Source organism: Streptomyces dysideae, from assembly GCF_001514305.1.
In the GTDB taxonomy this organism is placed as follows: Bacteria; Actinomycetota; Actinomycetes; order Streptomycetales; family Streptomycetaceae; genus Streptomyces; species Streptomyces dysideae.
The window spans coordinates 30,307-53,597 of record NZ_KQ949092.1; the positions used below are offsets into that span (position 1 = coordinate 30,307).

A 23,291-nucleotide genomic window follows, 5' to 3' on the forward strand; every position below is an offset into this window, starting at 1 on the left:
AGATTGATCGCACCGGCCGGGCGACGGCAAGAGGCCGGCGTGGTGATCGTGAACACCTGAGGTGACCGGCGGCCCGGCCTGCGGAAAACCCCCGCCGTCACCCCGGGGTTCTCCGCACCCGAGGACGGCGGAGAGCCGGATGGCCCCGGCCCCCTCCACGGCGCAAGCCTGGGATCATGAAACGGCATCGAACCGGATCAGTTCTGGCCCTGCTCATCGCCCTCGGCACCCTGACGGCCACCGTCCCGGCCGCCGCGTCGGGCTCCACCACGGTCGTCGAGGCCCTCGACCGCGCAGCCCACCAGGTGCGGACCGTCGAACCCGGCGGCGGCACCGGCGATCTGCGCCCCCTCGACCGGATGATCGGCGACGCCCGGGTCGTCGGACTCGGCGAGGCCACCCACAGCTCCCACGATTTCTTCGCCCTCAAGGACCGCGTCTTCCGCCACCTGGTCGAGGAGAAGGGCTTCCGCACCTTCGCCCTGGAGGCCCCCCTGGAGCACCGGTCTCCGCCTCAACGACTACGTCCGGTACGGCAAGGGCGACCCGCGGCGCATCATGGGCGCGGAGTTCCAGCGCGACTACCGGTGGTGGAACAACACCGACTACCTGCGGCTCGTCGAGTGGATGCGGGCCTACAACCAACGGCACCCCGACGACCCCGTCCAGTTCATGGGCGACGACATCGCCTGGACCGGACCCGAGCTGTACGACGCCGTCGAGGACTACGTGGCGGGCGCGCATCCAGGGCTGAGCGCCCGCCTCGCCGAGCTGTACCGCGGGCTGCGGCCCATTGCGGCGACCGGGACGTACATCGAGGAGTACCTGAACAAGCCGTACGCCGAACGCAAGGAGAAGGCCGCGCGCACGGGCGAGGCACTGGAGCTGCTGCGCAGCCAGGGCGCGGGCGCCGACCGGGAGGCGTACGACCGGGCCGTCCAGCACGCGACGGTGATCGACCAGACGGCCCGGCAGTACGCCTTCGACATCGAGGACCCCGCACAGATCGCGGAGGCCATGCGCTACCGCGACGGGGCGATGGCCGCCAACGTCGACTGGTGGCAGCGGCACACCGGCACGAAGACGCTGCTGTCGGCGCACAACAACCACGTCGGCTACGTCCCGGACGATCCCGTCCACCACCCGAAGGTGCAGGGCGCCTTCCTGCGCGACCGCCTGGGCGCGGGCTATGTGAGCGCGGGCCTGACGTTCCACCAGGGTTCGTTCAACGCCACAGGAGAGGACGACGACGTCATCCGTCGCTGGACACTGGGACCGCTCGGCGCCGGCAGCAACGAGCGGACCCTCGACCGGGTCCACCACCGCGACTACGTCCTCGACCTGGGCTCCGCCGGATCACCGGCCCGCGGGTGGCTGCGCGCGGCCCGGCCCATGCGCAGCATCGGAACCGCCTATCCGGACGGCCCGCACGACATCGCGCTCGCGCACAGCTACGACATCCTGGTCCACCTGCACGAGGTGACGGCGGCGCGGCTGCGCGACCGCCGCTAGTACAGCTTGTCGAGGAACGCGTGCAGATTGCCCGTCGTGCGGGCGATCTGTTCCTCCACGGTGAGGCTCTCCTCGAAGCGGGTGCCGGTCTCCAGGGGCTTCTTGCCCCGGACGTAGAGGGAACAGGCGAGGTCGGTGCACATGTACAGGCCGACCGAGTTGCCCTCGCGGCCGGCCGGCCCCGCCTTTCTGGCCGTCATCAGGGAGACACCGCCGCCCGGATGGGTCGTCAGGCAGACAGAACACATGCTGCGGTGCAGGAAGCCGCGTTTCGAGGACGGGAAGCGCAGGGTGACGCCCGTCGGGCGGCCGTCCCGTTCGGTGACCAGATAGCTGCGGTCCGGTGCTCCCGGATCCCGCCAGCCGAGGAAGTCGAGGTCGTCCCAAGGGCGTTCACCGAGATCGCGGGGCAGGGACAGGCGCTTGGCCTCGCCCTTCGAGCAGTTGACAAATGAGTTGCGGATGTCCTGCTCGGTGAGTGATCTCATGGGAGGCCTCCTGGGAAAATCCTAGGGATATTAGGTTCAGGCCTACAATAGAAGCCTCGGTAAGGGGGAGCCAGTGGATTTCAACGGCGTCGGATCACCCAGGGCGCGGGCGGCGCTGCGCCATGTCGCGACCGCCTCCGCGGGACCGGCCCTCGACCCCGGCCTGCGCATCACGCTGAACTTCCACCCGGACCGGCTGACGCGCGGGTTGTCGATCCTCCGGGCGCTGGCCGAGGACGGCATCTACCACTCGCAGTTCGTCACCGGCACCAGCAACGGCGGCCTCACCGCCCACCCCGGCGGTGACCGCTGGCGCTGGGAGAGCCGGATCTTCGGCGGCGCGTACGACGACGCCGCAGTGCACGACCGGCCGGTGTACGGGGCGCTGAACTTCCGGCACCAAGTGGTCGGCGCCGCCCCGCGGTTCGGCTCCTCGCACCTCCGGCTGACCGGCGCCGCGCTCGCCCGCGCCACCTTCTGCTACCCCGACAGCGCCGCCGAGCCGACCGACTTCGGCGTCGCCGCCGGCACGCACCTCGTCGCGCTCGCCGAGGCCGACGAGCAGGACGCCCTCAACGACTACATCGAGGCCCAGGTGCACGGCGGCGTCGACCTCACCCGCGACGTGGAGGCGATCGTCCTGGACGCGAGCTACCGCGGCACACCCGTCGAGACCGCGGCCCGCCTGCTGCCCTTCCCGGTCGAGTGGCACCCCGGCTACCGGCTCACCGTGCCGGAGCTGCACCGCCACGCGGACTACCGAGGCCAGGAGTACGCCGACCTGGGCGCCCGCATCGCCGAGGACGGCCGCCTCGACCCGCGGATCATCGGCGACGCCGCCCGCACGGGCGGACATGAACTCCAGGACCTGAAGATGGTGTGGCACGCCCTCGCCCGCTTCGGCGCACCCGAGGGCGCAGGCACCGCCTGCTCCGATTCTTCCGGGGCCGCACAGCCGGGGTGCGGGACACGTTCCGTACGCTGTACCGGGAGCACAACGGACTGATCGTGGACGGCTGTTACGCCGAGGACGTGTGCGTGGCCGGCCGGCCGAAGGGGAGGGGTGGGCGCACGGTGGTGGACTCCTGGGAGCGGGCCCGGCACGTCCTGGAGGCGGCGGGTCTGCCGCCCGGCGACCTCGCCGGCGTCCGCCCGCTGACGGGCGGCACCTACAACACCGTGGAGGAACTCGTCCTCATCGCCGGGACTCGCTATGTGCTGAAGGTGCCGCCCGCGCCGACCGTCCCGGGCCTGCGTCATGAGAGACAACTCCTCGTCTCCGAGGCGGAGTTCTACCGAGGCGCCGCCAAGGCGGACGTACCGGCACCCCGGGTCGTGGCCCTCGCGGACCACCTGTTGATGACGGCCTGCCCGGGCGCCCCCTGGGACGGCACGCTCACAGACGACGAAAAGACCGTCCTGCGCACGGAGTTGGGCCGTCAGGTGGCCCGCCTGCACCAGGTGACCGGGCCCGCGTTCGGCTATCCGTCCGGCGCCCTCGGCCCCTTGGCCCCCGACTGGCGGACCGCCTTCACCGCGATGCTCGACGCCGTCCTCGACGACGCCCGCCGCTACCGGGCCCGGCTGCCCCGCCCCGCTGACGAAGTGGCGCGCACACTCCGGGCCGCCTACGCCGCACTCGACGAGGTCACCGTCCCGCGCCTCGTCCACTTCGACCTGTGGCCGGGAAACATCCTCGTGGACCGGGTGGCGGGAGAGCCCCGGATCGGCGGCCTCATCGACGGCGAGCGCATGTTCTGGGGCGACCCGCTGGCCGACTTCGTCTCCCTGGCGCTGCTGGGGGACATCGAGAAGGACGAGGCGTTCCTGACGGGGTATCAAGAGGCGGGCGGCAGCGCCGAGTTCGATGCGTCGGCCCGGCTTCGTCTCGCCCTCTACTGCGCCTACCTCTACCTGATCATGCTCACGGAGACTGTGCCACGGGCGGTGACCGACGGGCAGAACCGGTGGGTCCAGGAGGCGGTGGCACCCGAACTCGTCGCCGCCCTGGACCGGATCGAAGAGCTGACGACCGCCTCGTAGGGGCCGTGTCGCCCGGGGATTGGGGGAGTCCTTGTGGGAGCGCTCCCGGCTGTGCAGGATGCTGCGATGACTTCGCATCCCGTCGTGCGCCCGTACCGCCCCGAGGACCGAGAAGCCGTCGACGACATCTGCGTCCGCACCGCGCACAACGGCGGTGACAGCAGACCCGTCTACGCGGACCCCGCGATCTTCCCGACGATCTTCGCCGCCCCGTACGTCCACCTGGAGCCGGAACTGGCCTTCGTGCTGGACGACGGGCGGGGCCAGGCGGTCGGCTATGTCCTCGGCACCGCCGACACGCCCCGCTTCGTGGCGGACTTCCGCCTGAAGTGGCTGCCCCTGGTCGCGGACCGCCACCCCCTGCCCGACGGTCCGCCGAGGACCCCGGACGAGGAGATGGCCGGGCTCCTGCACGATCCCGAGCGGATGATCGTCCCGGCGGTCGCCGCCTATCCCGCACATCTACACATCGACCTGCTTCCCGAGTGGCAGGGGCGCGGTCATGGGCGCGCGCTGATGCGGACGTTCCTGGCCGCCCTGCGGGACGGGGGAGTGCCTGCCGTCCACCTGGCCATGGTGACCGCCAACACCCCGGCCAGGGCCTTCTACGACCGCCTGGGCTTCCACGAGATCGACGTGCCGGATCCCGGACCGATCACGTATCTGGGGCGGGCGACGACGGATCTCGACCGCCGGTGAGCGAGGGGCTCCGGAGGGGCGGGGCCGCGCTGACGTTTCGCCGGTCACGGGGGCGGTACTCGGCCATGTCGCTCGGACGACGCGAAGGGAGCGCACCATGGCCGACGACCGTCGCGAAGGACCGGGCCAGGACACCGAGTCCGTACCCCGGGACCTGCCGGACCAGCAGGCCGACGAAGGACAGGACGACCCCTGGGAGGTGCCCGTCGAGGAGGCGGCGGACGCCACCGACGAGCGGGACGACGTCCCCGACACCGACGAGGCGGGCACGGGCCGGCAGGGCGCGCCGCACTCGGCCGGAGTCCACCCCGAGCAGCCGGTGCCGGACGAACCCGCCGACTGAGACGGCGCCGTCACCGTGCCGTTTTACAGGCCGTCTTGACAGGAATAGCGTGGAAGTACGGATGACGCTCACCGCCGCAACCTTTCGAGGAGCGGAGGCGCCGTGTCATGGGCGATCTCCGGCAATTACGTCGCCGGATGTTCCTGCGCGGTGCTGTGCAGCTGCGCGTTCGGCGGACAGCCCAGAGATACCGACGGCAAGGTCGGCTGCCTGGGATCGGCGGCAGTGCCGCAGGCAGACGTTCTTGAGCGGGCCGAGCGGGTACAGCCCGGCGAGCAGGAACGCGCCGGCCCCGATCCAGCGGCCGGTGTCCGGACGGTCCTCCACCAGGGCTCCGGTGAAGGTCAGAGCGCCGTACGCGAGCAGTCCGAACGCCGTCCACACCAGCAGATAGCCGCCCACGAACTCGGCGGTCCGGGCCGCCCGGGTCCAGCCGGAGGAGCGGCGGCCGATCGAACGCGCCCAGGTGACCGCCACCGGCGCCATCGACGGCAGCATCATCGCGGCCATCATCGTGACCCACAGCGGCAGGAACACCGGCACCGCGAGGCCCATCGTGCCGGGCTCCACGCCCATGTCCCGGGCCTGCCCGACGGTGAGCACCCAGGCGGGCACCGCGATCAGCACGACCAGGGACCAGGCGAGGACGAGATCCCGCCTCGGCAACAGACCCCCGGCCGGCCGCACCGGCGCCGGGTGTGCGAGGGAGGGAAGCCGGAGATGCTGCATGCGTACTCCTGGGGGACCCTTCCGGTCCTGAGGGACCCTTCCAGGACACCACGCCCCCGGAACCGGCGCCACCGCCCGCCGACCTGACTGTCGTTGACGCCGACGGCCGGGAACCCGACGTGCGGGCATGAGGAAGGGAGCGGCCCGGGAACACTGTCCCATCCGCACCCACGGCTGGTTCAACGGGAAACTACCGGTGGGTGTTCCTGCGTTCGCCGCGATGGGCGGCGATGTGTGTCACCCACCACGGGTCCAGGCGAGCAAATCTTCCACCGGCCAGGTGTTGACCACTCGTTCGGCCGGGACCCCGCACTCCTCGGCGCGCTCGCAGCCGTAGACCTGCCAGTCCAGTTGGCCGGGCGCGTGGGCGTCGGTGTCGATCGAGAACAGGACGCCCGCCTCGACCGCCCGGCGCAGCAGCCGCCGTGGCGGGTCGAGGCGTTCGGGCCGGCTGTTGATCTCCACGGCCGTACCGGACTCGGCGCAGGCGGCGAACACCTTGTCCGCGTCGAACTCCGACTCGGGCCGCCCCCGCCCGGTCACCACTCGTCCGGTGCAGTGCCCGAGGATGTCGGCGTGCGGATCGCGTACGGCGGCGACCATGCGGCGGGTCATCGAGCGGGCGTCCATCCGCAGCTTGGAGTGCACGGACACGACGACCACGTCCAGTCGTGCCAGCAGTGCCGGCTCCTGGTCGAGCGAGCCGTCGTCGAGGATGTCGCACTCGATGCCGGTGAGCAGCCGGAACGGCGCCCAGGTCGCGTTCAGCGCGGCCACCACGTCCAGTTGCTCGCGCAGCCGCCCGGCCGACAGCCCGCGCGCCACGGTGAGCCGCGGCGAGTGGTCGGTGAGCGCCGCCCACTCGTGCCCGAGGCGGGCCGCGGCGCGGCCCATCTCCTCGATCGGGCTGCCGCCGTCCGACCAGTCGGAGTGCAGATGGCAGTCCCCGCGCAGCAGCGCCCGCAGCCACCCGCCGCCCAGGTGCGACGCGGCCGCCGGCCTGGCCTCCAGATCGGTCAGATAGGCGGGCACCTGCCCGGCCAGCGCCTCGCGCACCACCTGGGCCGTCTTCGGGCCGACGCCCTTGAGCGCCTCCAGTGTCCCGGCCCGCGCACGCTCGCGCACCTCCTCCTCGGGCAGCGCCGCCAGCACCCGGGCGGCGGTGCGGAAGGCGCGGACGCGGTACGTCGGGGCCAGGGACCGCTCCAGCAGGAAGGCGATCCGTTCCAGTGCCTGGACGGGATCTCTGGGATCCATGGCGCCTCCTCCTGAAACGGGACGACTCGGACGACTCACGATGGCCGGATGCGCTCTACGCTCTATTGCATGACCGAAATCGCGAGCCCGCGCATCTCACGACCGCGGATCATGGTGCTCGGGGTTCAACCAAGCACACCTCCGTTCCGCATTGTGGAAATCGACGGTTTTGTCGTCGGTGAGGCCCAGACCCTCATCGACGTACTGGAGATCGCCTCCGCCTACGGCATCAAGGTCCACGACCTGGACGATCCGGACGTGGTCCGCTGGGTGGGCGGCGACAAGTTCACCTGGACAACGCACCGCTAGGACACTTCGGCTGGGACACTTCGGCCACGGGCGAAGCATTCGCTTCCTACGCTCTACGCCATGAACGCCGCACATCTCGGGGAGTCGCTGGGCGTCCTCGCGGCGGGCGTGGGCGCCGGTGCCGTCAACGCCGCCGTCGGGTCCGGGACGCTGATCACCTTTCCCGTGCTGCTCGCCACGGGCCTGCCGCCCGTCACCGCCACCGTCTCCAACACCCTCGGCCTGATCCCCGGCTCGGTCAGCGCAGCCATCGGCTACCGCAGGGAACTGCGGGGGCAGCGCCGACGCCTCCTGAAATGGAGCGCCGGCGCCCTGCTCGGCGGTCTCACCGGCGCCGTCCTGCTGCTGGCCCTGCCCGCGTCGGCGTTCGAGCGGATCGTGCCGGTCCTGGTGGGCCTCGCCGTCGTGCTGGTCGTCCTCCAGCCACTGATCCGGAAGAGGGCCCGGCGGCGCGGCACGTCCTCCCGCCCCCGCCCCGACGGCGGCCCCCTGCTGCCTGTCGGACTGACCCTGGCCAGCGTCTACGGCGGCTACTTCTCCGCCGCCCAGGGGATCATCTACGTGTCCCTGATGGGCCTGCTCCTCGACGACGGCGTGCAGTGCCTCAACGCCGCCAAGAACGTCCTGGTCGCCGTCGTCAACTCCGTCGCCGCGCTGTTCTTCCTGGCCGTCGCCGACTTCGACTGGACGGCCGTCGTCCTCATCGCGGTCGGCTCCGCCGCCGGTGGCCAGTTGGGGGCGAAGGCGGGCCGCCGCCTGCGCCCCGGTGTGCTGCGCGCGCTCATCGTCGTGGTCGGAACCTTCTCCATCGTCCAGTTGCTGCTGCGCTGAACGCCGGCCGGGAACCTAGCCGCGCCGCTCCCGTGCGTGCACCGCACGGCTCAGCCGCCGCCCCAGCAGCAGGTAACCGATCAGCGCCCCGGTCGTGTTGAGGATGACGTCGTCGATGTCGAAGGCGCGCCCGGTGACCAGCGCGCCCTGCGCGAACTCGACGAGCAGCATGACGGTCGCCGTCAGCAGCAGCACCCGCACGATGCCGCGGGCCCGCGGGGCGAGGACCGGGACCAGGATGCCGAACGGGATGCCCAGCAGGACGTTGCCGCCGATCTGCCGGAAGGCGTCGCGCAGTTCGGGCTGGTCCAGATAGGCCCGCAGGGAGCGGCCGGGGTGCAGATTGCTGTGCGTGAGGGCCTCCGAGGCGGGGGAGGGCTGCAGGGTCAGCCGGGCCAGTACGACGGCGAAGGCGACCATGAACGCGAACGCGAACAGCATCGCCAGGAGACGGACCAGGAAGGGCAGGGGACGGCGCTCAGGGCGGGCGGGCCGGGGCCCGCTCCCGGACTTGGCGGTACGCGGGCGTAAAGCGGCACGCACACGCGAGGCTCCACGGGCCATGCGGTCCTCCAGTCTTCAACTTCCTTTTGTCGTAAAGGGATTACCCCCACTGGAGGCGGCGATGCCGCCGCGCGCCCGCCCGCGGTTTTCCCGCGTGCCGGCGGGGCACTCCGGGCGGAGACCCGCGCGCGCCGCCACCCCCGGCGACCGGGGCGGTGTTTGGATGACGCGAAACGGACATGCCTGCGGAGGTGGCGCACGAACCGGGCGTACGACGCTCCTCACCGCCGCCGAGATCCTGGCCTGGTGGGCCGTCCTCGCGGCGCTGTGGCTGGTCCTTGTCAGCACGGCGGACGTCCTGGAGCTCGCCGCCTGCCGGGCGGTGACCGGACGGTGAACGGCTGGATCCTCGCCGCGGCCGTCGCCCTCGGCGCAGGTGTGGGGGCCACCCTGTGGGGCGTCGCCACCGGACCGCTGCGGCGCCCGGTCGTCGCCCAGAACCTGTCCACCGCGTTCGCCTGCCCCCGCCCTGCTGCTCCTCGCCCAGGCCTACGACCGTCCCTCCTACGTCGACCTGGCTCTCGTCCTCGCCCTGCTCGGCCCGGTCGGCACGCTCGTCTCCTCGCCGACGAACTGACCGACGACCCGCCCCGCGCCTGGGGCACGACCTGGGCGGCCGCGGCCTTGGGTGCGGCGGTCGTCCTGACGCTGTGCGTGGCCGGCGGACCCGGCCGGGCGATGGTGAAGCTCCTGGTCACCGGGGCGCTGCTGATCGGTGGCAACGTCGTCGCCGCTCGCGCGCCGGCCGGCGGATTCCGGGGGGTGCGCCGTGGCTGACCTGTGATCGGCGTGCTGACGCCCGAGGCCGACGACGGGGGCGCGCTGTACGTCCTCGGCCACGCCGGCGTGAAGGCCGCGCTGTTCGCCTGCACGGGCATCCTCCTCGACCGCTACGGCAGCGTCGACGAACACGCGCTGCACGGGTGGGCCCGGGAGCTGCGCGAGGTCACCGTGCTGTTCGCCGTGGCCGCGCTCGGGCTCGCCGGGCTGCCGCCCTTCGGTACGGCGCTCGGGAAGGCCGTCACGGAGGAGGCGGTGGGCGGCCCGCTCACCGTTCTGTACGTCGCGGCGACCGCGGTCACGGCCGAGGCGGTGCTCCGGGGCGCCGCACGCGTTTTCCTCGGGCTCGGTCCCCGGCCCGAGGGCGGCACGCGGTACGAGACGACAGGCGCCGACGAGCGGCCCGGGACCCGGCACCGGCTGCGCCGGGTCCCGGACACCATGACGGTGGTCCCCGCCCTGCTGCTCACCGGGGCGCTCGCCGTCGGCGTGGCCCCGGCCTCACCGGGGCGGTGGCGCACGCCGTCAACGAGGCCGGATCGGGCGGGGCACTGACCTCCGTCCACTGGACGCCGCCCGGCGTGCTCCTGGGCCTTGCCTCGACCCTGGCGGCCATCGGCCTCGCGGCCGTCGCCGTCACCCGGCCGAACCTCCTCGCCGCCCCGGACTGGGCCGAGCCGTTGCGGCGTCTGCAGTCCGGGCACGTCGGGGACTACGTGGCCTGGCTGCTGGCCGGCGCCACCCTGCTCGGCGCGCTGGTCCTGCCGGGGATCCCGGCCGCCTGATCAGGCCGCCCCGTACGACACCTCCACCTCCTTGAAGCCGAGCGAGTGGAGCAGGCCCTCGAGCATCTCCGTGGTGTTGGTCTCGGCGCGTTCGGTCAGTTCGCTCTCCTTGGCGGCCTCGCCGATGTGCTTGGAAGCGAGCTTCTGTACGGCCTGCTCGCCGTTCGGGTTGTCCGAGAAGAGGTCGCCGATGCGGTCCAGGAGGCCGCGCTGCTTGGACACGGCGTAGGAGCGGTCGGGGTCGAGTGACGGGGTGCCGAGTGCCGCGTGCGGCAGTTTGAGTGTGGCGGACGTACGGTCGTCGTTGACCGTCACGTCGTTCTCGCCGACCTTCCCGAGGTCGACGTAGGCGTCCACGGTGCCCGCGCCGACATACAGCGTGCGGGTGCCGCGGATCGCGTCGGGCAGGAACTTGGCGTCCTTCTCCAGGTCCACGACGACCTGGAAGTTGCCGGAGGCGGCGTCGTAACGGCTGATGTCCTGAATGGACTCGAGCAGTGCGGGACCCGAGCGGTCGTTCGTCTCCGTGCCGAACAGGTCCTTGAGACCCGGGAGCACACTCAGCCGGATGCCGGCGAAGAACACGATGAGCACCAGAACCACGGCGCTCACCACCTTCGCCCAGCCGGGCATGCGCCCAGGGAGGCGCTTGATGGGAGTCGTCATGTCGACGTTCCTCCTTCCTCCTGACCGGATACCCCCAAATCCCCTGCCCGACCTGTCTGTTGGCCGAATGGTGTCCCTGACGGCGGCAAGGACGGCGCATTGGCGTGGAGAGCTGTCCGTATCGGCGCGTCTGCGGCATGATCCGCCGGACAGGCCCTAGCGCGGCCGGAGTTCCCGGTCCCCCGACGGGCGTGACCACCACACCCCCTCGCCGTGCGTGAGACCCGGGAGCCGCAGTTCGACCTCGCGCACCCGTCGCGCCGGGAGCTCGCCGGTGATCAGCCAGGCCGTTGTGCCGCCCCTCGTGTCCGTGAACTCGGCGCCACAGGAGGCCAGTTGGGCCGTTCACGCGGAGAGCGCGTCGAGCGGGATCTCCGCCTCGAAGGCGTGATACGGCTCGTACAGCCGGGTCCGCGCCCGCTCCAGGGCGCGGCGCAGCACGATCGGGGTGAGTCCGCGGAAGTGGGCGGCGGTGCTGACCGGCGCGGAGTAGCCGGACCGGATCAGGGTGACCCGGTAGTCCGTCACGGGCGCGCCGGACAGCCCAGCAGGACGTGGCGGAACAACGCTCGGCTCCTGAAGCAGCCGGACCTACACCGAGCCGGACGTGGCCTCGGACTGCCCCAGGGCCGCGTCCAGCGTCGGCTGCGGCGGCAGCAGCCGGGCCAGGCCGGTGACCCTCAGGACGCGCAGGGTGAGCGGCTGCGTGCAGACCAGGTGCAGTTGTCCGCCGTGGTCGAGCACCCGGGCGCGGGCGCGGTACAGCAGGCGCAGCCCGGAGCAGTCGAAGAACTCCACCGGCCGCAGGTCGATCACGATCCGGGCGGCGGGACGCGCCGTGACCCGGTCCAGGCAGGGGACGATCTCCAGCGCCGCGGCGATGTCGATCTCGCCGCGGAACTCCAGCACCGTGTGGCCCCGGTCCTGGTGGACGCGCAGATGCCGGGTGAGTGGCGCAGGATCCTGCTGCACGACGACATCGCCTCCAACCTGCTCCATCCGTGGCGGGGTTGCGGATCACCGGGTCCCGAGTGAGCGCAAATCCGTTCCCCGCACTGCAAGTTACCCTCGATGGAGTGAATTTGAGCATGTTCGATTGACATATGTCTGTGAATCGCGGGCAACGTGCCCGGTGAGTCTCAGGACAGGGCGTGCCAGGCCGTCGTGAGTGCCTGCCGGAACTGCTCGGTCTGGTGTGCCGTGAGGTCTCGGACCATCCGCTCCTCCAGCTCGCGGACGGCCCCTTCGTGCCGCCCGAGGAGCTCGCGGCCCTCGTCCGTCAGCAGGATCAGCAGCTCCCGCCGGTTGCGCGGGTTGCGCTCCCGGCGCACCAGCCCGCGGCCCTCCAAGGACCGCACGAGATCGGCGATCGACTGTGCGGTGACGAACGAGTCGCGGGCCAGCTGCGCCGCCGACAGTCCGTCGTGCCGCTCCAGGACGGTGAGCGCGGTGTACTGCAGTGCCGTGATCCCGGACGGTCTGACCAGGTCGTCCAGGTGTGACCGGACAACGAGCTCCACCTGCTTCACCATGTAGAGAAGGGATGGAGGTGCCTTGGTTGCCTGGGCGTCGAGCATGAGTTCAGCGTAGAGCATTGACAGGAAACCTGTCTGTAATGAAACTGCGAACAGACAGGAATCCTGTTGGTTGAAAGCTTAGCGATGAGGCTGAGGAGTGGCGATGACCACCATGGAGATCGAACCCGGTCGGTTGTTCATCAACGGACAGTGGCGCGAGGCCGCCGACGGAGCGCGCACCGAGGTGGTCGACCCGTCCCGGGGCGAGGTCGTCACCACCGTCGCGGAGGCGGGCGCCGCCGACGTGGACGCGGCCGTACGCGCGGCCCGGGCGGCCTTCGACGACGGCGGCTGGTCCGGCCTGAGCGGCCGTGAGCGCGGCCGGGTGCTGCAGCGCGTCGCCGACCTGATCCGGGCGAACGCCGACGAGATCGCCCGGCTGGAGAGCCTGGACGTCGGCAAGCCGATCATGCTGTGCCACGCCGTCGACGTGACGAACGCGGCCAATGACTACGAGCATTTCGCCGCCCTCGCGCACTCCCTGCACGGCGCGAACCGCGACACTCCCATGAACGCCCTGGCCTACACCCGGCGCGAGCCGCTCGGTGTGGTCGCCGCGATCACGCCCTTCAACTTCCCGCTGATCCTGGCCGGTTCGAAGATCGGCCCGGCGCTCGCGGCCGGCAACACGATCGTGCACAAGCCGGCGGACGAGACCCCGCTCAGCGCCCTCTACATGGCCCGCCTCTTCCAGGAGGCCGGCGTCCCGGACGGCGTGGTCAACGTGATCACCGGCGCGGGCCCGGTGGCCGGCGAGGCGCTGCTGCGCCACAACGGCGTCGACAAGATCGCCTTCACCGGCTCCACCGCGGTCGGCCGGCACGCGGCGAGCGTCGCCGGTGAGGCCCTCAAGCCGGTCACGATGGAGCTCGGCGGCAACGCGGCCCACATCGTCTTCGAGGACGCCGACCTGGAGAAGGCGGTCGGCGCGATCATCAAGGGCTTCGTCTTCAACACCGGCCAGTTCTGCATGGGCGGCCCCCGGCTGCTGGTGGCACGCTCCGTCTACAGCACCCTGCTCAACATCCTCGCCGAGGCCGTACCCGGTGTGCCGGTCGGAGACCCGCGGCAGCCGGAGACCGTCGTGGGGCCGATGGCGGGGGAGAAGCACCTCAAGAAGGTCGAGGAGTACATCGACCTGGCCCGCAAGGAGGGCGGCCGCATCGTCTGCGGCGGGGAGCGGCTCGACCTCGACGGCGGCTACTACTACAAGCCCACCGTCGTCGCGGATCTGCCGAACGACTCCCGCGTCGTCCAGGAGGAGATCTTCGGCCCGGTCCTGACCGTCCAGCCCTTCGACTCCGAGGACGAGGCCGTCCAACTCGCCAACTCCACGCCGTACGGCCTGGCTTCGGGCATCCAGACCAGCAACCTCGCCCGCGCCCACCGCGTCGCCGAGCGGCTCCAGGCGGGCATCGTCTGGATCAACGACTGGGCGATGCTCGACCCCGCCGTCCCCTTCGGCGGCGTCAAGGACTCCGGCTTCGGCCGCGAGTACGGCCCCGAGGCGCTCACCGCCTACACCAAGGTCAAGTCCGTCGTCGTCTCGCTCGACTGAGCGCCCCCGCAAAGGAGTTCATGATGTCCATCACCACTCGAGCCGCCGTGGTCGAGTCCGGGGGAGCGCCCTTCACCCTCTCCGAGGTCGTCCTCGACGAGCCCGGGCCCCATGAGGCCGTGGTCCGCATGGTGGCAACCGGCCTGTGCCACACGGACCTCGGCGTGGCGAGCGGCGGACTGCCGTTCCCGCTGCCCGGCGTGCTCGGTCACGAAGGCGCCGGAGTCGTGGAGGCCGTCGGTTCGGCCGTCACCGGTGTCGCGCCCGGCGACCACGTCGTGCTGTCCTTCACGTCCTGCGGCGACTGCCGCAACTGCCGGGGCGGCCACCCCGCGTACTGCGCGACCTGGCTGCCGCTGAACCTCATCGGTGGCCGCCGCGCGGATGGCAGCAGCACGATCAGCCGGGACGGAGAGGCCCTCGGCGGCCACTTCTTCGGCCAGTCGTCCTTCGCCGAGCGGGCGCTGGTGGACGAGCGCAGCCTCGTCAAGGTCGACCCCGATGTGCCGCTGGAGTCGATCGCCCCGCTGGGCTGCGGTGTGCAGACCGGGGTCGGCGCCGTCTGGAACGTACTGAAGCCGGTCACGGGCAGCACGGTCGTCGTCCTCGGCGCCGGAGCCGTCGGCCTGTCCGCGGTCATGGCCGCCGCCCTCACCCCGGCCACCACGATCGTCGCCGTCGACCGCGTCGGCGAACGCCTCTCCCTGGCCAAGGAGTTGGGCGCCACCCACACGATCAACGCGAGCGAGGCCGACCTCGGCGAGGCGCTCGGCGTGATCACCGACGGCCAGGGCGCGGACGGCGTCGTCGAGACCACGGGCAACGTCGGCGTCCTGCGCCAGGGCGTCGACGCGCTCGCCGCCCGCGGCACGCTGGTCGTCGTCGGTGCCCCGCCCTTCGGTACCGAAGTCGCCCTGGACGTCAACGGGCTGCTCGGCGGCAAGCAGGTCGTCGGGCTCACCCTCGGTGACGCCGAGACGCAGAACTTCATCCCCGCCCTGGTCCGCCTGGTGAAGGAAGGGCGGCTCCCGCTGCACCGCCTGATCAGCACCTATCCGTTCGCGGACATCGACCAGGCGGTGCGGGACATGGGCGCGGGCAAGGCGATCAAGCCCGTGCTCACGTTCTGAGTCTCTTCTCGAAGGTCAGTCCATCAGCAGGACCAGCTTCCCCGCGGTCCGGCCGGTGTCGCCCGGCGCATGCGCCTCGGCGGCACCGGCCAAGGGGAAGGTGGCGGCGATCGTGGCGCGCAGCCTCCCCGCCTCCTCCGGCGCCGCGATCGCCTTCGTACCGGTGTGGGAGGCGTCGACGAGCATCCTGACCGCGCGGACACCGAGCCGCTCGGCACATACGCGCCCCGCGCTTGTCCTGCCACGAGGTCAGCGTCACCAGCGGCAGCGCTTCCGCCTGCGTGTGGTCGATCCCGGCCGGCTTGGCCACCAGCGCCTCCCTGCGCCGGTATCTGCACGCCGCGATCGGGGTGTCACCGCAGGCCTACCGGCGGATGTTCCAGGCTGCCGTCCGGTGACCGCGAACGTTTCCGCGCGCCGCCGCGTCGAAGGATCAAGAAGTTCAGGCGGTTGATCTTTTTCGGACGAATCGGGGGCGGGAATGCGCAGAGGGCTCGGGGTGGCGACGGCAGTGGTGGCCATGGCCTCGGTGGGATGCGGCGGCGAGGGGGACGAGGAGGACTGGGCCGGCCTCGTGGCCGGGGGCACGCCCCCGGCCACCCCCTACGACGGGCCGCTGTATGTGCCCGGCGAGGAACCCGAGGTGTACACCCTGGAGGCCGTGCGCACCGCGGCGGGCGCCGCCGGCCGGGCCCTGGAGTGCGACGGGGAGATCTACTCGGGTGGCGGAAGCGGCTCCTGGGGCAAGAGCGACGGCGGCCGGACTCCCGAGGAGGGCCTGCGGGCCTTCTTCGACATGGAACAGGCCGACGACCCCCGCCACGGCTACCGCGTCGAGCGCGAAGAGGCGGACCGCGTCCTGTTCTCCTTCGATGTCGACGGCCGCACCAAGGTCGCCGTCGTCGTCGCCAAGGACCAGAAGGGCCGCCCCGGCTGGGGCCCGGAGTCCAACGCCACCTGCGATCCGGCCGAACTTCCGGCCAGTTTCACCGAGTCCAAGCCGTACGAGATCTGGACGGACCGTAACGGTGACCGCGTACCGCTCGCCGAGGTGTCCAGCCACGCCGGGGACGCGCACTGCGGCTGGGAGACGGCCCGCTTCCTGAGCATGGGCCACTACGAGGACGACAGGACCTACGCCCGTGACCCGGACGGCGTCCTCGGAAGCGACCTGCTCACCGCCCCGTACGACGGCGAGGCCGCGCTGCCCGAGGGGGCCCGCGACACCGGATTCCGCTTCGGAGACCGGCAGTTGTGGCTCACCGACGACCCGTCGAAGGTGTACGTCCGCGCGTCCGGGGGCGTGGAGGCCTGGCCCCTGGTGAAGGACGGCATGGGCTGCAGGTGAGCGGCGCCGACCGGGTCGGTTTCTCTAACTGTGCAGGTGAGTAAAGGTATTTGTCGATTTATGTTCGCTTGGCGCAGAGTGACGGAACCCTCACTTCCGTCCGAGCGCGAGGTTGATCCTTTCGCGCTCAAACCCGATAAGCTCCCGTTCGGCGCTGCGGGTTGACTCGGTCACGAACGGTCATTCGCGGTGCGTACTCATGAGTGCGGTCCCCCTTGCACACCCCCCTGTTCGATCGTGTTGCTTCGAAGGATGCAGATGGAACTCGCCACTCCGCCACCGGCGGCGCGGGCCCCTGTTGCCTGGTACAGCTGGTGGTTGATGCCGCTGGCCTTAGGAGGCGGGACGGTTGCCGCCACGTTCATGAGCTCGGAGCGAATAACCGCCGCCGTCGCCGGTGCCGCGGCGACGGCTGCCGGTTCCGTGTGCGTACGCCTGCTGCTCCGCACCAGAGCGCAGCTCAGCCGCGCCGAGGGCGACTTCCGTACCTCGCAGGCCGAACACTCCCAGCAGTGGCAGCAGCATGTGGCGGGCCTGGAACGGAAGTTCACCGCCGAACGCGCCTCCCTGGAGGCCCAGCTCACCGACCAGTCCGCCCGCTACGAGGCTCAAATGGCCGAGCAGTCCCGGGCCTACGAGGATCGGCTGGCCGAGGACTCCCGGTCCTACGAGCAGCGGATCGCCGACCAGGCCAAGTCCTACGAGGGACAGCTCGCCGACCAGGCCGAGGTCTGGCAGGAGCAGCTGAGCCACCAGCTGTCCGCGGTCACCCGGCTCGCCGACGAGCAGCTGCCCGACGCGATCAGGCAGTTGCGCGAGGGCGACGCCATCGATGACCTGCTGCCCGCCGCGAACCAGTGCGCGAAGGTCAGCGCCGAGCTCCAGGGCGAGCTGCGCAAGGTCCTCAGGACCTCGCTGATCGGCATGGAGGAGGAGTTCAACCGCTCCACCTCCGCCGAGCAGGCCGTGATCAGCATCGGCAACCGCATCCACGTCCTGACCAGCAAGCTCCGTGGCCGCCTGCACGAGATGCAGGGCGAGCACGGCCGGCTGCCGCTCGTCGCCCGGGGCCTGATGGAGCTCGACCAGGCGATCGGCCCCGCCGACTGTCTCGCCGCCAGCATCAGCGTGCTCGGCGGCTCGGACCGGCCGGGCCGGCAGTGGCAGGAGCCGCAGCGGCTGCTCAGCGTGGTCCGCGGCGGCATCGGCCGGATCAAGGACTTCCACCGCGTCGAGGTGCGCCATCTGCCCGAACTCGGCGTCGACGGCGGTCTGGTGGACCACCTGACGCTGGTCTTCGCCCACCTCCTGGACAACGCGGCCCGCTACTCGCCGCCCACCGAGCCGGTGCTCGTCTCCGGCAAGGAGGTGCCGAACGGCGTCGGCATCGAGATCCAGGACTCCGGCAAGGGCCTGAGCGAGGAGAAGAAGCGCGAGGCCGAGCACGCCCTCGCCGGCACCTCGACCGGAGCCGGCCTCGGCGGCATCTCGGAGGACGCCAACATCGGCCTCCGGGTCGTCGGCATCCTCGCCCGCCGCTACGGCATCCGCGTCACCTTCGCGGACTCGCCGTGGCTCGGTACGTCGGTGGTGGTCGTGGTCCCGCACAAGTACTTCAGCCCGCTGCCCGCCACCGCCCCTGTCGCCGCCCCGGCTCCCCAGGCCACCGAGGACGTTCCGGCCGCCCCGGCCCCGGAAGAGGCCGTGACCGAGACCCCGGCCGAGACCACCACCGACGAGGGGGTGGACACCACGCCCGGCGGCCTGCCCCGGCGCCGCAGCAAGCGGACCGAGGCCGCCCTGCACGAGCCGGCCGAACGCGCCGAGCGGACCGGCGTCTCCGCGATCCCGCCGGACGCGTCCTTCGCCGGTCTGGCCGCCTTCGCCACCGCGGGCCGCGAGCCCGGCGAGGAAGGCGGAGGGGCCGACGGCCGCGAGTCCACCGAGCAGCACCGCACCGAAGAGAGCGACTAGTCCATGACGCAACTGGGAACCGACGTGAGCTGGGCGCTCCGCGATCTGGTGGAGTCCATCCCGGAGATCCGCTTCGCCCTCGTGGCCTCCAGCGACGGCAAGGCCATCACCTCCTACGGCGCCGAAGACCCCGACGACGTGGACCGCTTCGCCGCCGTGGTGGCCGGACTGCAGGCGCTGGCCCAGCCGGTCGCCGAACAGTTCCCCAAATACGCGGGGCAGCTGCGGCTGGCGATGATCGAGGTCGACGGCGGCCACCTCTTCGTCGTACGCGCGGGGGTGGAGACGTATCTCGGCGTGCTCGCCCGGGAAGGCCTCGACCAGGGGCTGCTCGGCCATCAGATGAGGGATCTGGCGCGCAGGATGGGCGAGCTGCTCGGCACCACTCCGCGCCTGGAGGAGCACTCTGGATGAGTGCTCCCCGCCGGCCCGCGGACCCGTCCGGTCTCGAGCGCTACTACGTCCTCACCGGAGGACGCAGCAGACCGGGCGGTTCGGCGTCGAGCCTCGACGTGGCGACCCTCATCGTCACCCGCACCGCCCCCGTACCGGGCATGCAGCACGAGCACGAGGAGATCCTCCGGCGCTGCCGTGATCCGCTGTCGGTGGCCGAACTCGGCGCCCACCTCGGACTGCCCTTCAACATTCTCGCGGTGCTGCTGACGGATCTGCTGGACGCAGGCCGTGTCGACGCCCGTGACCCCATCCCGGCGCACGACGCCGGCCGCGGGCCCGACCTCGCGCTCCTTGAGGAGGTACTCAGTGGACTTCAAAGGCTTTGACCACCCCGGTGGGCCGGACGCCGGGGGCACCCGCTCGGTGAAGGTGATGATCGCCGGCGGGTTCGGCACCGGGAAGACCACCATGGTCCGCTCGGTCAGCGACATCAAGCCGCTCACCACCGAGGAGACCCTCACCCAGGCGAGCGCCGACGTCGACCGTCTCATCGGCGTCGCCGACAAGACGGAGACCACCGTCAGCCTGGACTTCGGCAAGATCAGCCTCAACGACAGCCTGATGCTGTACCTGTTCGGCACCCCAGGACAGGAACGTTTCTGGTTCCTGTGGAACGGCCTGTTCAAGGGCGCCCTCGGCGCGATCGTCCTGGTGGACACGCGGCGCCTCGCCTCCAGCTTCCGGGCGATCGAGGAGATGGAGCGGCAGGACGTCCCGTTCGTCATCGCGCTGAACGTCTTCCCCGACTCCAAGGACCATCCGATCGAGGAGATCCGGGACGCCCTGGACATCTCCCCGCACACCCCGGTCGTGGTCTGCGACGCCCGCGACCGGGCCTCCAGCCGTGACGTGCTCGTCACCCTGATACGCCACCTGAAGGAACGCTCCGCCGTCGCACTGGAGTCCCGATGAACGCCCAGCCCTTAAACGACGATCCCGGCGCCCCGCGCGGCTGCCCCGTGGCCCACGGCGAGGGACTGACCCGGCTGTACGGGCCGGAGGCGGCGAGCGACCCGTTCGGCATCTACGAGCGGCTGCGCAAGGAGTACGGCACGGTCGCCCCGGTCCTGCTGGAGGGTGACGTCCCGGCCTGGCTGGTCCTCGGCTACCGCGACAACCGGCGGGTGCTGGACAACCCGCTGCAGTTCAGCCGGGACGCCCGGATCTGGCGGGACTGGCGGGACGGCCGCGTCGAGGAGACCTCGCCGCTGATCCCGATGGTCGGCTGGCGGCCCGACTGCGTGTCCCAGGACGGCGAGCCGCACCGCCGGCTGCGCGGTGCGGTCACCGACGGGCTGCAGGCCGCGGCCGGCCGCGGTATCCGGCGTCATGTCACGCACTTCGCGAACAAGCAGATCGACGCGTTCGCGGACGTCGGCCGGGCCGACCTGGTGACGGACTACGCCGAGTACCTGCCGATGCTCGTCCTCACCCGGATGTTCGGGCTGCCCGCGGCTGAGGGGCGCCAGCTGGTGGAGTCCAGCGCCCAGGTCCTCAAGGGCGGCGAGGAAGCCCTCGCGCACAACGAGCGCATCATCCAGATCCTCGCCGAACTCGCCGAACGCAAGCGGGCGGAACCCGGCCCCGACTTCACCACCGCCCTGCTCCAGCACCACGCCGACCTCGACGAGGACGAGATCGTCAGCCATCTGCGGCTGGTGCTGATCGCCGCGCACACCACGACCAGCAACCTGCTGGCCCGGGTGCTGCAGCTGGTCCTCACCGACACCTCCCGGCTGTCCGGACTGGTCAGCGGGCAGCTGAACATCTCCGCGGTGGTCGAGGAGGTCATGTGGGACACCCCGCCGCTGGCCGTGCTGCCGGGCCGGTTCGCCGCCGCCGACCTGGAGCTCGGCGGCCAGCCCATCCAGGAGGGCGACCTGATCGTCCTCGGCCTCACCGCGGGCAACGTCGACCCCGAGGTGCGGCCGGACGCCACGGTCTCCATGCAGGGCAACCAGGCGCATCTGGCGTTCAGTTCGGGCCCGCACGAGTGCCCGGGACAGAACATCGGGCAGTCCATCATCGAGATCGCCGTGGACGTCCTGCTGCACCGGCTGCCGGGTCTGCGGCTGGCCGTACCGCCGGGGGAGCTCACCTCGACCGCATCCACCTGGGAGTCCCGGCTGGACAGCCTGCCGGTCGAGTTCGCCGTGTAGCACGGTGGCCCCGGCCGGGGGAGAACCGGCCGGGGCCACACCGTCACGTCACACCGCGAGCAGGTCGTCCACCGATCCCCGCCCGGACAGCTCGGCCGATGCCACGATCCCGTCCTTGTCGGCGGCGTACCGGCCGGAGACCAGCGCCCACTCGTAGTTGCCGTTGATCCAGTGCTGGACGGCCTCCACACCCATCCGGACGCGTTCCCGTTCCCCGGTGTCGAGACCGAGCTCGTCGCACATCGCCGGGATCCGCGCCTCCAGCTCCAGGTACTCGTCGAGGCACGAGACGGTCATGCGGTACGCCTCGTCGGCCGCCTCCTGCCACGAGCAGCCCCGCTCCCGGTGCAGCACGGCGATCAGGTTGTGGCCGTCGCCCCGGCGCTTCTCGCGCTCGAAGGAGTGGATGTCGTTCATGAACCCGATGGTGTCCGCGGCCAGATCGCGCATCCGCTCCATCACCGGATGCCCCATCACCTGCGCCGGCACCTCGAAGCCGCGGCTGCGCTCACCCGCGTCGATGCTGTGGTGGATCCCGACCGTACGGCGCCGGAACAGGGCGTACTCGTCGAGCCCGAGCGTGCCCTCCAGACCCCGGGCCGCCAGGTCGACCTCCTCGCAGTGCGCGACCAGGAACCGCCCCCAGGACGCGGCGAACCGTGTCTGCCATGTCAGGGACATGCCATCAGAGAGACGCCCCCAGACCTCGGCCCAGGCCAGCGTGATCGGGCAGGACACCCGAGGCACGGTGCCCGACGGGCGCAGCGGGGTGACGATCAGCTCACGCGCGACCTCGGCTATGCGGTCGGCGCGGTCCGGCTGGTTGGCGTCGAACTGGTCGTCGAAGAGGAAGGCCAGTGAGAACCAGTTCATCAGGACGACCATGTCGTCCGCCGAGGCGTACGGGTAGGTGCGGGCGGCGGCCTGCGGCAGGTCCCACGACGTGTACTCCTCGAACCCGGCCCGGCTGCGGACCAGTCCCATGTCCCAGATCCAGCGCAGATGACGCGCGCGGGCGTACTCCAGATGCCGGCTGACGGGGGTGTCGAAGGGGAGGTCGAACCTGACGTCCTGAGACATGCGCTTCCTTTCGGGATACGGAACGCAGAGTCCCCCCCGGCCCTGCGAACGGACGGCCGGCGCGACCGCCCGCGCACTCCAACTGGCCTTCCCGATACGAAAGTTGAATCGGAAAGCGCTGCGAGGCTGCCCAGAGCCTAGATGATCTACGCCGTGACCAGGCCGTGATCTCCGTTACTGCTCAGGCCTGTTGGGCTGCGTACACTCGCTCGGCACGGCTCGCGGAAATCAGTGCATGGACCGGACATCCGACGGCCAGACTGGGCACGTCCGTGACATTTCCGCCAGGAGGCCGCCCGCCGATGACCACGACACCCGCACGCCCCGCCAAGCAGCGCAAGCAGGACACCCTGCACCGCCTGGAACACGACGTCGACGCCTGGGTGGCCACGGCCGGCAGCGACGGGGGAGCGCCCTGCCTGGTGCCGCTGTCCTTCCGCTGGGACGGCACGGCTTTGCTGATCGCCACCCCGGCCGCGAGCCCCACCGGCCGGAACCTGTCGTCGACCGGCACTGCGCGCCTGGCTGAGCCGTCGGGGCCGGCGCCTGGGAGTGGCCATGCCCGGCCGGTGGTGTCAGGCGGCGGTGTCCGGTGTGGTCAGTGAGGTGAGGGCGGCGTCGAGGCGGCGGGTGGCCTCTTCGGCGACCGGGCGCAGTGCGTCGAGTTCGGTGAGCGCGACCATCGTGTTCGGGTCGAGGGCCTGTACGGCGGTGCGGTCTCCGTCGCGGCGGACGACGACGTTGCAGGGCAGCAGCAGGCCGATGGCGCGGTCGGTCTCCAGGGCGCGGTGGGCGAGAGGCGGGTTGCAGGCGCCGAGGATGACGTAGTCCTCCATGTCGTGGTCGAGCTTGGCCTTGAGCGTGGCGGTGACGTCGATCTCCGTGAGGATGCCGAACCCCTGCTCCGCGAGGGCGTCGCGGGTGCGGGCCACGGCGGTGGCGAAGTCGGCATCGAGGTGGACTGTGCGGTCGTAGCGCATGGCGTGTGCCTTTCTCGTCGGTT

The 23,291-nt window shown here is 71.3% G+C and carries 23 protein-coding genes and 8 pseudogenes; 20 read left to right on the forward strand and 11 right to left on the reverse strand.

Annotation, left to right across the window (positions count from 1 at the left end; all coding sequences use genetic code 11):
- The first annotated feature begins 176 nt into the window (after positions 1-176).
- Positions 177-1,512: pseudogene (locus AQJ91_RS25920) on the forward strand (erythromycin esterase family protein).
- Here AQJ91_RS25920 and AQJ91_RS25925 read toward each other — a convergent pair.
- Positions 1,509-2,000, reverse strand: a complete 492-nt coding sequence (locus AQJ91_RS25925; protein ID WP_067026271.1) for an FBP domain-containing protein — start codon at positions 1,998-2,000, stop codon at positions 1,509-1,511. The pseudogene AQJ91_RS25920 and the gene AQJ91_RS25925 overlap by 4 nt on opposite strands.
- A gap of 73 nt (positions 2,001-2,073) precedes the next feature.
- Between AQJ91_RS25925 and AQJ91_RS25930 the strand changes: the two genes are divergently transcribed.
- From AQJ91_RS25930 to AQJ91_RS25945, 4 genes are all read left to right on the forward strand, one after another.
- Entirely contained in the window at positions 2,074-3,006 is a 933-nt protein-coding gene (locus AQJ91_RS25930; protein WP_067026273.1) for a DUF3626 domain-containing protein, read from the forward strand.
- A gap of 68 nt (positions 3,007-3,074) precedes the next feature.
- Positions 3,075-4,043 carry a phosphotransferase family protein gene (locus AQJ91_RS25935; protein WP_067026555.1) on the forward strand — a complete coding sequence of 323 codons (969 nt, stop codon included), beginning with the start codon at positions 3,075-3,077 and terminating at the stop codon, positions 4,041-4,043.
- Between the two features lie 66 nt (positions 4,044-4,109).
- On the forward strand, positions 4,110-4,742 hold the full coding sequence (locus AQJ91_RS25940) for a GNAT family N-acetyltransferase (protein ID WP_067026275.1): 633 nt from the start codon (positions 4,110-4,112) through the stop codon (positions 4,740-4,742).
- A gap of 97 nt (positions 4,743-4,839) precedes the next feature.
- Positions 4,840-5,085: a hypothetical protein gene (locus AQJ91_RS25945; protein ID WP_067026277.1), complete on the forward strand. Its 246-nt coding sequence runs from the start codon at positions 4,840-4,842 to the stop codon at positions 5,083-5,085.
- A gap of 186 nt (positions 5,086-5,271) precedes the next feature.
- On the opposite strand, the pseudogene AQJ91_RS25950 reads toward AQJ91_RS25945, so the two are convergent.
- Positions 5,272-5,814, reverse strand: a pseudogene (locus tag AQJ91_RS25950) (copper chaperone); the annotation flags it as partial.
- Positions 5,815-6,051: 237 nt separating this feature from the next.
- A complete protein-coding gene (locus AQJ91_RS25955; RefSeq protein ID WP_067026279.1) occupies positions 6,052-7,071 on the reverse strand; it encodes a PHP domain-containing protein in 1,020 nt (339 codons plus the stop codon).
- A 69-nt stretch (positions 7,072-7,140) separates the two neighbouring features.
- Here AQJ91_RS25955 and AQJ91_RS25960 point away from each other — a divergent pair, with 69 nt between their 5' ends.
- Together AQJ91_RS25960 and AQJ91_RS25965 are read left to right on the forward strand one after the other, a co-directional pair.
- A complete protein-coding gene (locus AQJ91_RS25960; RefSeq protein ID WP_067026281.1) occupies positions 7,141-7,380 on the forward strand; it encodes a hypothetical protein in 240 nt (79 codons plus the stop codon).
- Between the two features lie 60 nt (positions 7,381-7,440).
- Positions 7,441-8,211: a sulfite exporter TauE/SafE family protein gene (locus AQJ91_RS25965; RefSeq protein ID WP_067026283.1), complete on the forward strand. Its 771-nt coding sequence runs from the start codon at positions 7,441-7,443 to the stop codon at positions 8,209-8,211.
- A 15-nt stretch (positions 8,212-8,226) separates the two neighbouring features.
- Here the strand turns inward: AQJ91_RS25965 and AQJ91_RS25970 are convergent, their stop codons facing one another.
- Positions 8,227-8,775, reverse strand: a complete 549-nt coding sequence (locus AQJ91_RS25970; protein WP_067026285.1) for a VanZ family protein — start codon at positions 8,773-8,775, stop codon at positions 8,227-8,229.
- A gap of 163 nt (positions 8,776-8,938) precedes the next feature.
- Between AQJ91_RS25970 and AQJ91_RS54565 the strand changes: the two genes are divergently transcribed.
- From AQJ91_RS54565 to AQJ91_RS25980, 3 genes and pseudogenes are all read left to right on the forward strand, one after another.
- A complete protein-coding gene (locus AQJ91_RS54565) occupies positions 8,939-9,112 on the forward strand; it encodes a hypothetical protein (protein ID WP_199848026.1) in 174 nt (57 codons plus the stop codon).
- Positions 9,109-9,552: pseudogene (locus AQJ91_RS25975) on the forward strand (monovalent cation/H+ antiporter complex subunit F). The gene AQJ91_RS54565 and the pseudogene AQJ91_RS25975 overlap by 4 nt, the downstream one beginning before the upstream one ends.
- Before the next feature lie 6 nt (positions 9,553-9,558).
- Positions 9,559-10,340, forward strand: a pseudogene (locus AQJ91_RS25980) (proton-conducting transporter transmembrane domain-containing protein); the annotation flags it as partial.
- Here AQJ91_RS25980 and AQJ91_RS25985 read toward each other — a convergent pair.
- The 4 genes and pseudogenes from AQJ91_RS25985 to AQJ91_RS26000 form a co-directional block, all read right to left on the reverse strand.
- On the reverse strand, positions 10,341-11,006 hold the full coding sequence (locus AQJ91_RS25985; RefSeq protein WP_067026286.1) for a DUF4230 domain-containing protein: 666 nt from the start codon (positions 11,004-11,006) through the stop codon (positions 10,341-10,343).
- A gap of 156 nt (positions 11,007-11,162) precedes the next feature.
- Positions 11,163-11,552, reverse strand: a pseudogene (locus tag AQJ91_RS50000) (GTP-binding protein); the annotation flags it as partial.
- A gap of 45 nt (positions 11,553-11,597) precedes the next feature.
- Positions 11,598-12,005 (reverse strand): anti-sigma factor antagonist, encoded by a 408-nt coding sequence (locus tag AQJ91_RS25995; protein WP_067026290.1) that lies wholly within the window; start codon positions 12,003-12,005, stop codon positions 11,598-11,600.
- Between the two features lie 140 nt (positions 12,006-12,145).
- Entirely contained in the window at positions 12,146-12,583 is a 438-nt protein-coding gene (locus AQJ91_RS26000; RefSeq protein ID WP_067026557.1) for a MarR family winged helix-turn-helix transcriptional regulator, read from the reverse strand.
- A gap of 103 nt (positions 12,584-12,686) precedes the next feature.
- On the opposite strand from AQJ91_RS26000, the gene AQJ91_RS26005 reads away from it, so the two are divergent.
- Together AQJ91_RS26005 and AQJ91_RS26010 are read left to right on the forward strand one after the other, a co-directional pair.
- On the forward strand, positions 12,687-14,141 hold the full coding sequence (locus tag AQJ91_RS26005) for an aldehyde dehydrogenase family protein (protein WP_067026292.1): 1,455 nt from the start codon (positions 12,687-12,689) through the stop codon (positions 14,139-14,141).
- Positions 14,142-14,164: 23 nt separating this feature from the next.
- Complete coding sequence (locus AQJ91_RS26010; protein WP_067026294.1) at positions 14,165-15,271, forward strand: NAD(P)-dependent alcohol dehydrogenase; 1,107 nt, start codon at positions 14,165-14,167, stop codon at positions 15,269-15,271.
- Positions 15,272-15,286: 15 nt separating this feature from the next.
- Here the strand turns inward: AQJ91_RS26010 and AQJ91_RS50005 are convergent.
- Positions 15,287-15,487, reverse strand: a pseudogene (locus tag AQJ91_RS50005) (zinc-binding dehydrogenase); the annotation flags it as partial.
- 83 nt (positions 15,488-15,570) lie between these two features.
- Between AQJ91_RS50005 and AQJ91_RS52370 the strand changes: the two are divergent.
- The 7 genes and pseudogenes from AQJ91_RS52370 to AQJ91_RS26040 form a co-directional block, all read left to right on the forward strand.
- Positions 15,571-15,669 (forward strand): annotated as a pseudogene (locus AQJ91_RS52370) (AraC family transcriptional regulator); the annotation flags it as partial.
- An 83-nt stretch (positions 15,670-15,752) separates the two neighbouring features.
- On the forward strand, positions 15,753-16,619 hold the full coding sequence (locus tag AQJ91_RS26015; RefSeq protein WP_067026296.1) for a hypothetical protein: 867 nt from the start codon (positions 15,753-15,755) through the stop codon (positions 16,617-16,619).
- 258 nt (positions 16,620-16,877) lie between these two features.
- Positions 16,878-18,593, forward strand: a complete 1,716-nt coding sequence (locus AQJ91_RS26020; RefSeq protein ID WP_067026298.1) for a sensor histidine kinase — start codon at positions 16,878-16,880, stop codon at positions 18,591-18,593.
- A gap of 3 nt (positions 18,594-18,596) precedes the next feature.
- Entirely contained in the window at positions 18,597-19,007 is a 411-nt protein-coding gene (locus tag AQJ91_RS26025; protein ID WP_067026300.1) for a roadblock/LC7 domain-containing protein, read from the forward strand.
- Positions 19,004-19,375, forward strand: a complete 372-nt coding sequence (locus tag AQJ91_RS26030) for a DUF742 domain-containing protein (RefSeq protein WP_067026302.1) — start codon at positions 19,004-19,006, stop codon at positions 19,373-19,375. The genes AQJ91_RS26025 and AQJ91_RS26030 overlap by 4 nt, the downstream gene beginning before the upstream one ends.
- Positions 19,356-19,961 (forward strand): GTP-binding protein, encoded by a 606-nt coding sequence (locus AQJ91_RS26035; RefSeq protein ID WP_067026304.1) that lies wholly within the window; start codon positions 19,356-19,358, stop codon positions 19,959-19,961. The genes AQJ91_RS26030 and AQJ91_RS26035 overlap by 20 nt, the downstream gene beginning before the upstream one ends.
- Positions 19,958-21,208, forward strand: coding sequence for a cytochrome P450 (locus AQJ91_RS26040; protein WP_067026306.1), 1,251 nt, complete (start codon positions 19,958-19,960; stop codon positions 21,206-21,208). The genes AQJ91_RS26035 and AQJ91_RS26040 overlap by 4 nt, the downstream gene beginning before the upstream one ends.
- 48 nt (positions 21,209-21,256) lie before the next feature.
- Here AQJ91_RS26040 and AQJ91_RS26045 read toward each other — a convergent pair whose 3' ends face one another.
- On the reverse strand, positions 21,257-22,288 hold the full coding sequence (locus AQJ91_RS26045) for a 7-epi-alpha-eudesmol synthase (RefSeq protein ID WP_067026308.1): 1,032 nt from the start codon (positions 22,286-22,288) through the stop codon (positions 21,257-21,259).
- Between the two features lie 302 nt (positions 22,289-22,590).
- Here AQJ91_RS26045 and AQJ91_RS26050 point away from each other — a divergent pair.
- Positions 22,591-22,863, forward strand: a pseudogene (locus AQJ91_RS26050) (pyridoxamine 5'-phosphate oxidase family protein); the annotation flags it as partial.
- Here the strand turns inward: AQJ91_RS26050 and AQJ91_RS26055 are convergent.
- The gene (locus AQJ91_RS26055) at positions 22,864-23,268 is read right to left on the reverse strand and encodes a DUF302 domain-containing protein (protein WP_067026310.1); all 405 of its coding nucleotides are present in this window, start codon (positions 23,266-23,268) and stop codon (positions 22,864-22,866) included.
- Positions 23,269-23,291 lie beyond the last annotated feature (23 nt).

Excerpts from the sequence above, each read along its gene's own strand:
- AQJ91_RS26005 (WP_067026292.1), top strand. The coding sequence starts at position 12,687 with ATGACCACCATGGAGATCGAACCCGGTCGGTTGTTCATCAACGGACAG.
- AQJ91_RS26015 (WP_067026296.1), top strand. The coding sequence starts at position 15,753 with ATGCGCAGAGGGCTCGGGGTGGCGACGGCAGTGGTGGCCATGGCCTCG.
- AQJ91_RS26000 (WP_067026557.1), bottom strand. The coding sequence starts at position 12,583 with ATGCTCGACGCCCAGGCAACCAAGGCACCTCCATCCCTTCTCTACATG.
- AQJ91_RS54565 (WP_199848026.1), top strand. The coding sequence starts at position 8,939 with ATGACGCGAAACGGACATGCCTGCGGAGGTGGCGCACGAACCGGGCGT.
- AQJ91_RS26055 (WP_067026310.1), bottom strand. The coding sequence starts at position 23,268 with ATGCGCTACGACCGCACAGTCCACCTCGATGCCGACTTCGCCACCGCC.
- AQJ91_RS26020 (WP_067026298.1), top strand. The coding sequence starts at position 16,878 with ATGGAACTCGCCACTCCGCCACCGGCGGCGCGGGCCCCTGTTGCCTGG.
- AQJ91_RS25965 (WP_067026283.1), top strand. The coding sequence starts at position 7,441 with ATGAACGCCGCACATCTCGGGGAGTCGCTGGGCGTCCTCGCGGCGGGC.
- AQJ91_RS25955 (WP_067026279.1), bottom strand. The coding sequence starts at position 7,071 with ATGGATCCCAGAGATCCCGTCCAGGCACTGGAACGGATCGCCTTCCTG.
- AQJ91_RS26045 (WP_067026308.1), bottom strand. The coding sequence starts at position 22,288 with ATGTCTCAGGACGTCAGGTTCGACCTCCCCTTCGACACCCCCGTCAGC.
- AQJ91_RS25925 (WP_067026271.1), bottom strand. The coding sequence starts at position 2,000 with ATGAGATCACTCACCGAGCAGGACATCCGCAACTCATTTGTCAACTGC.
- AQJ91_RS26010 (WP_067026294.1), top strand. The coding sequence starts at position 14,165 with ATGTCCATCACCACTCGAGCCGCCGTGGTCGAGTCCGGGGGAGCGCCC.
- AQJ91_RS25945 (WP_067026277.1), top strand. The coding sequence starts at position 4,840 with ATGGCCGACGACCGTCGCGAAGGACCGGGCCAGGACACCGAGTCCGTA.
- AQJ91_RS26025 (WP_067026300.1), top strand. The coding sequence starts at position 18,597 with ATGACGCAACTGGGAACCGACGTGAGCTGGGCGCTCCGCGATCTGGTG.
- AQJ91_RS25985 (WP_067026286.1), bottom strand. The coding sequence starts at position 11,006 with ATGACGACTCCCATCAAGCGCCTCCCTGGGCGCATGCCCGGCTGGGCG.
- AQJ91_RS25995 (WP_067026290.1), bottom strand. The coding sequence starts at position 12,005 with ATGGAGCAGGTTGGAGGCGATGTCGTCGTGCAGCAGGATCCTGCGCCA.
- AQJ91_RS25970 (WP_067026285.1), bottom strand. The coding sequence starts at position 8,775 with ATGGCCCGTGGAGCCTCGCGTGTGCGTGCCGCTTTACGCCCGCGTACC.
- AQJ91_RS25940 (WP_067026275.1), top strand. The coding sequence starts at position 4,110 with ATGACTTCGCATCCCGTCGTGCGCCCGTACCGCCCCGAGGACCGAGAA.
- AQJ91_RS26030 (WP_067026302.1), top strand. The coding sequence starts at position 19,004 with ATGAGTGCTCCCCGCCGGCCCGCGGACCCGTCCGGTCTCGAGCGCTAC.
- AQJ91_RS25960 (WP_067026281.1), top strand. The coding sequence starts at position 7,141 with ATGACCGAAATCGCGAGCCCGCGCATCTCACGACCGCGGATCATGGTG.
- AQJ91_RS26040 (WP_067026306.1), top strand. The coding sequence starts at position 19,958 with ATGAACGCCCAGCCCTTAAACGACGATCCCGGCGCCCCGCGCGGCTGC.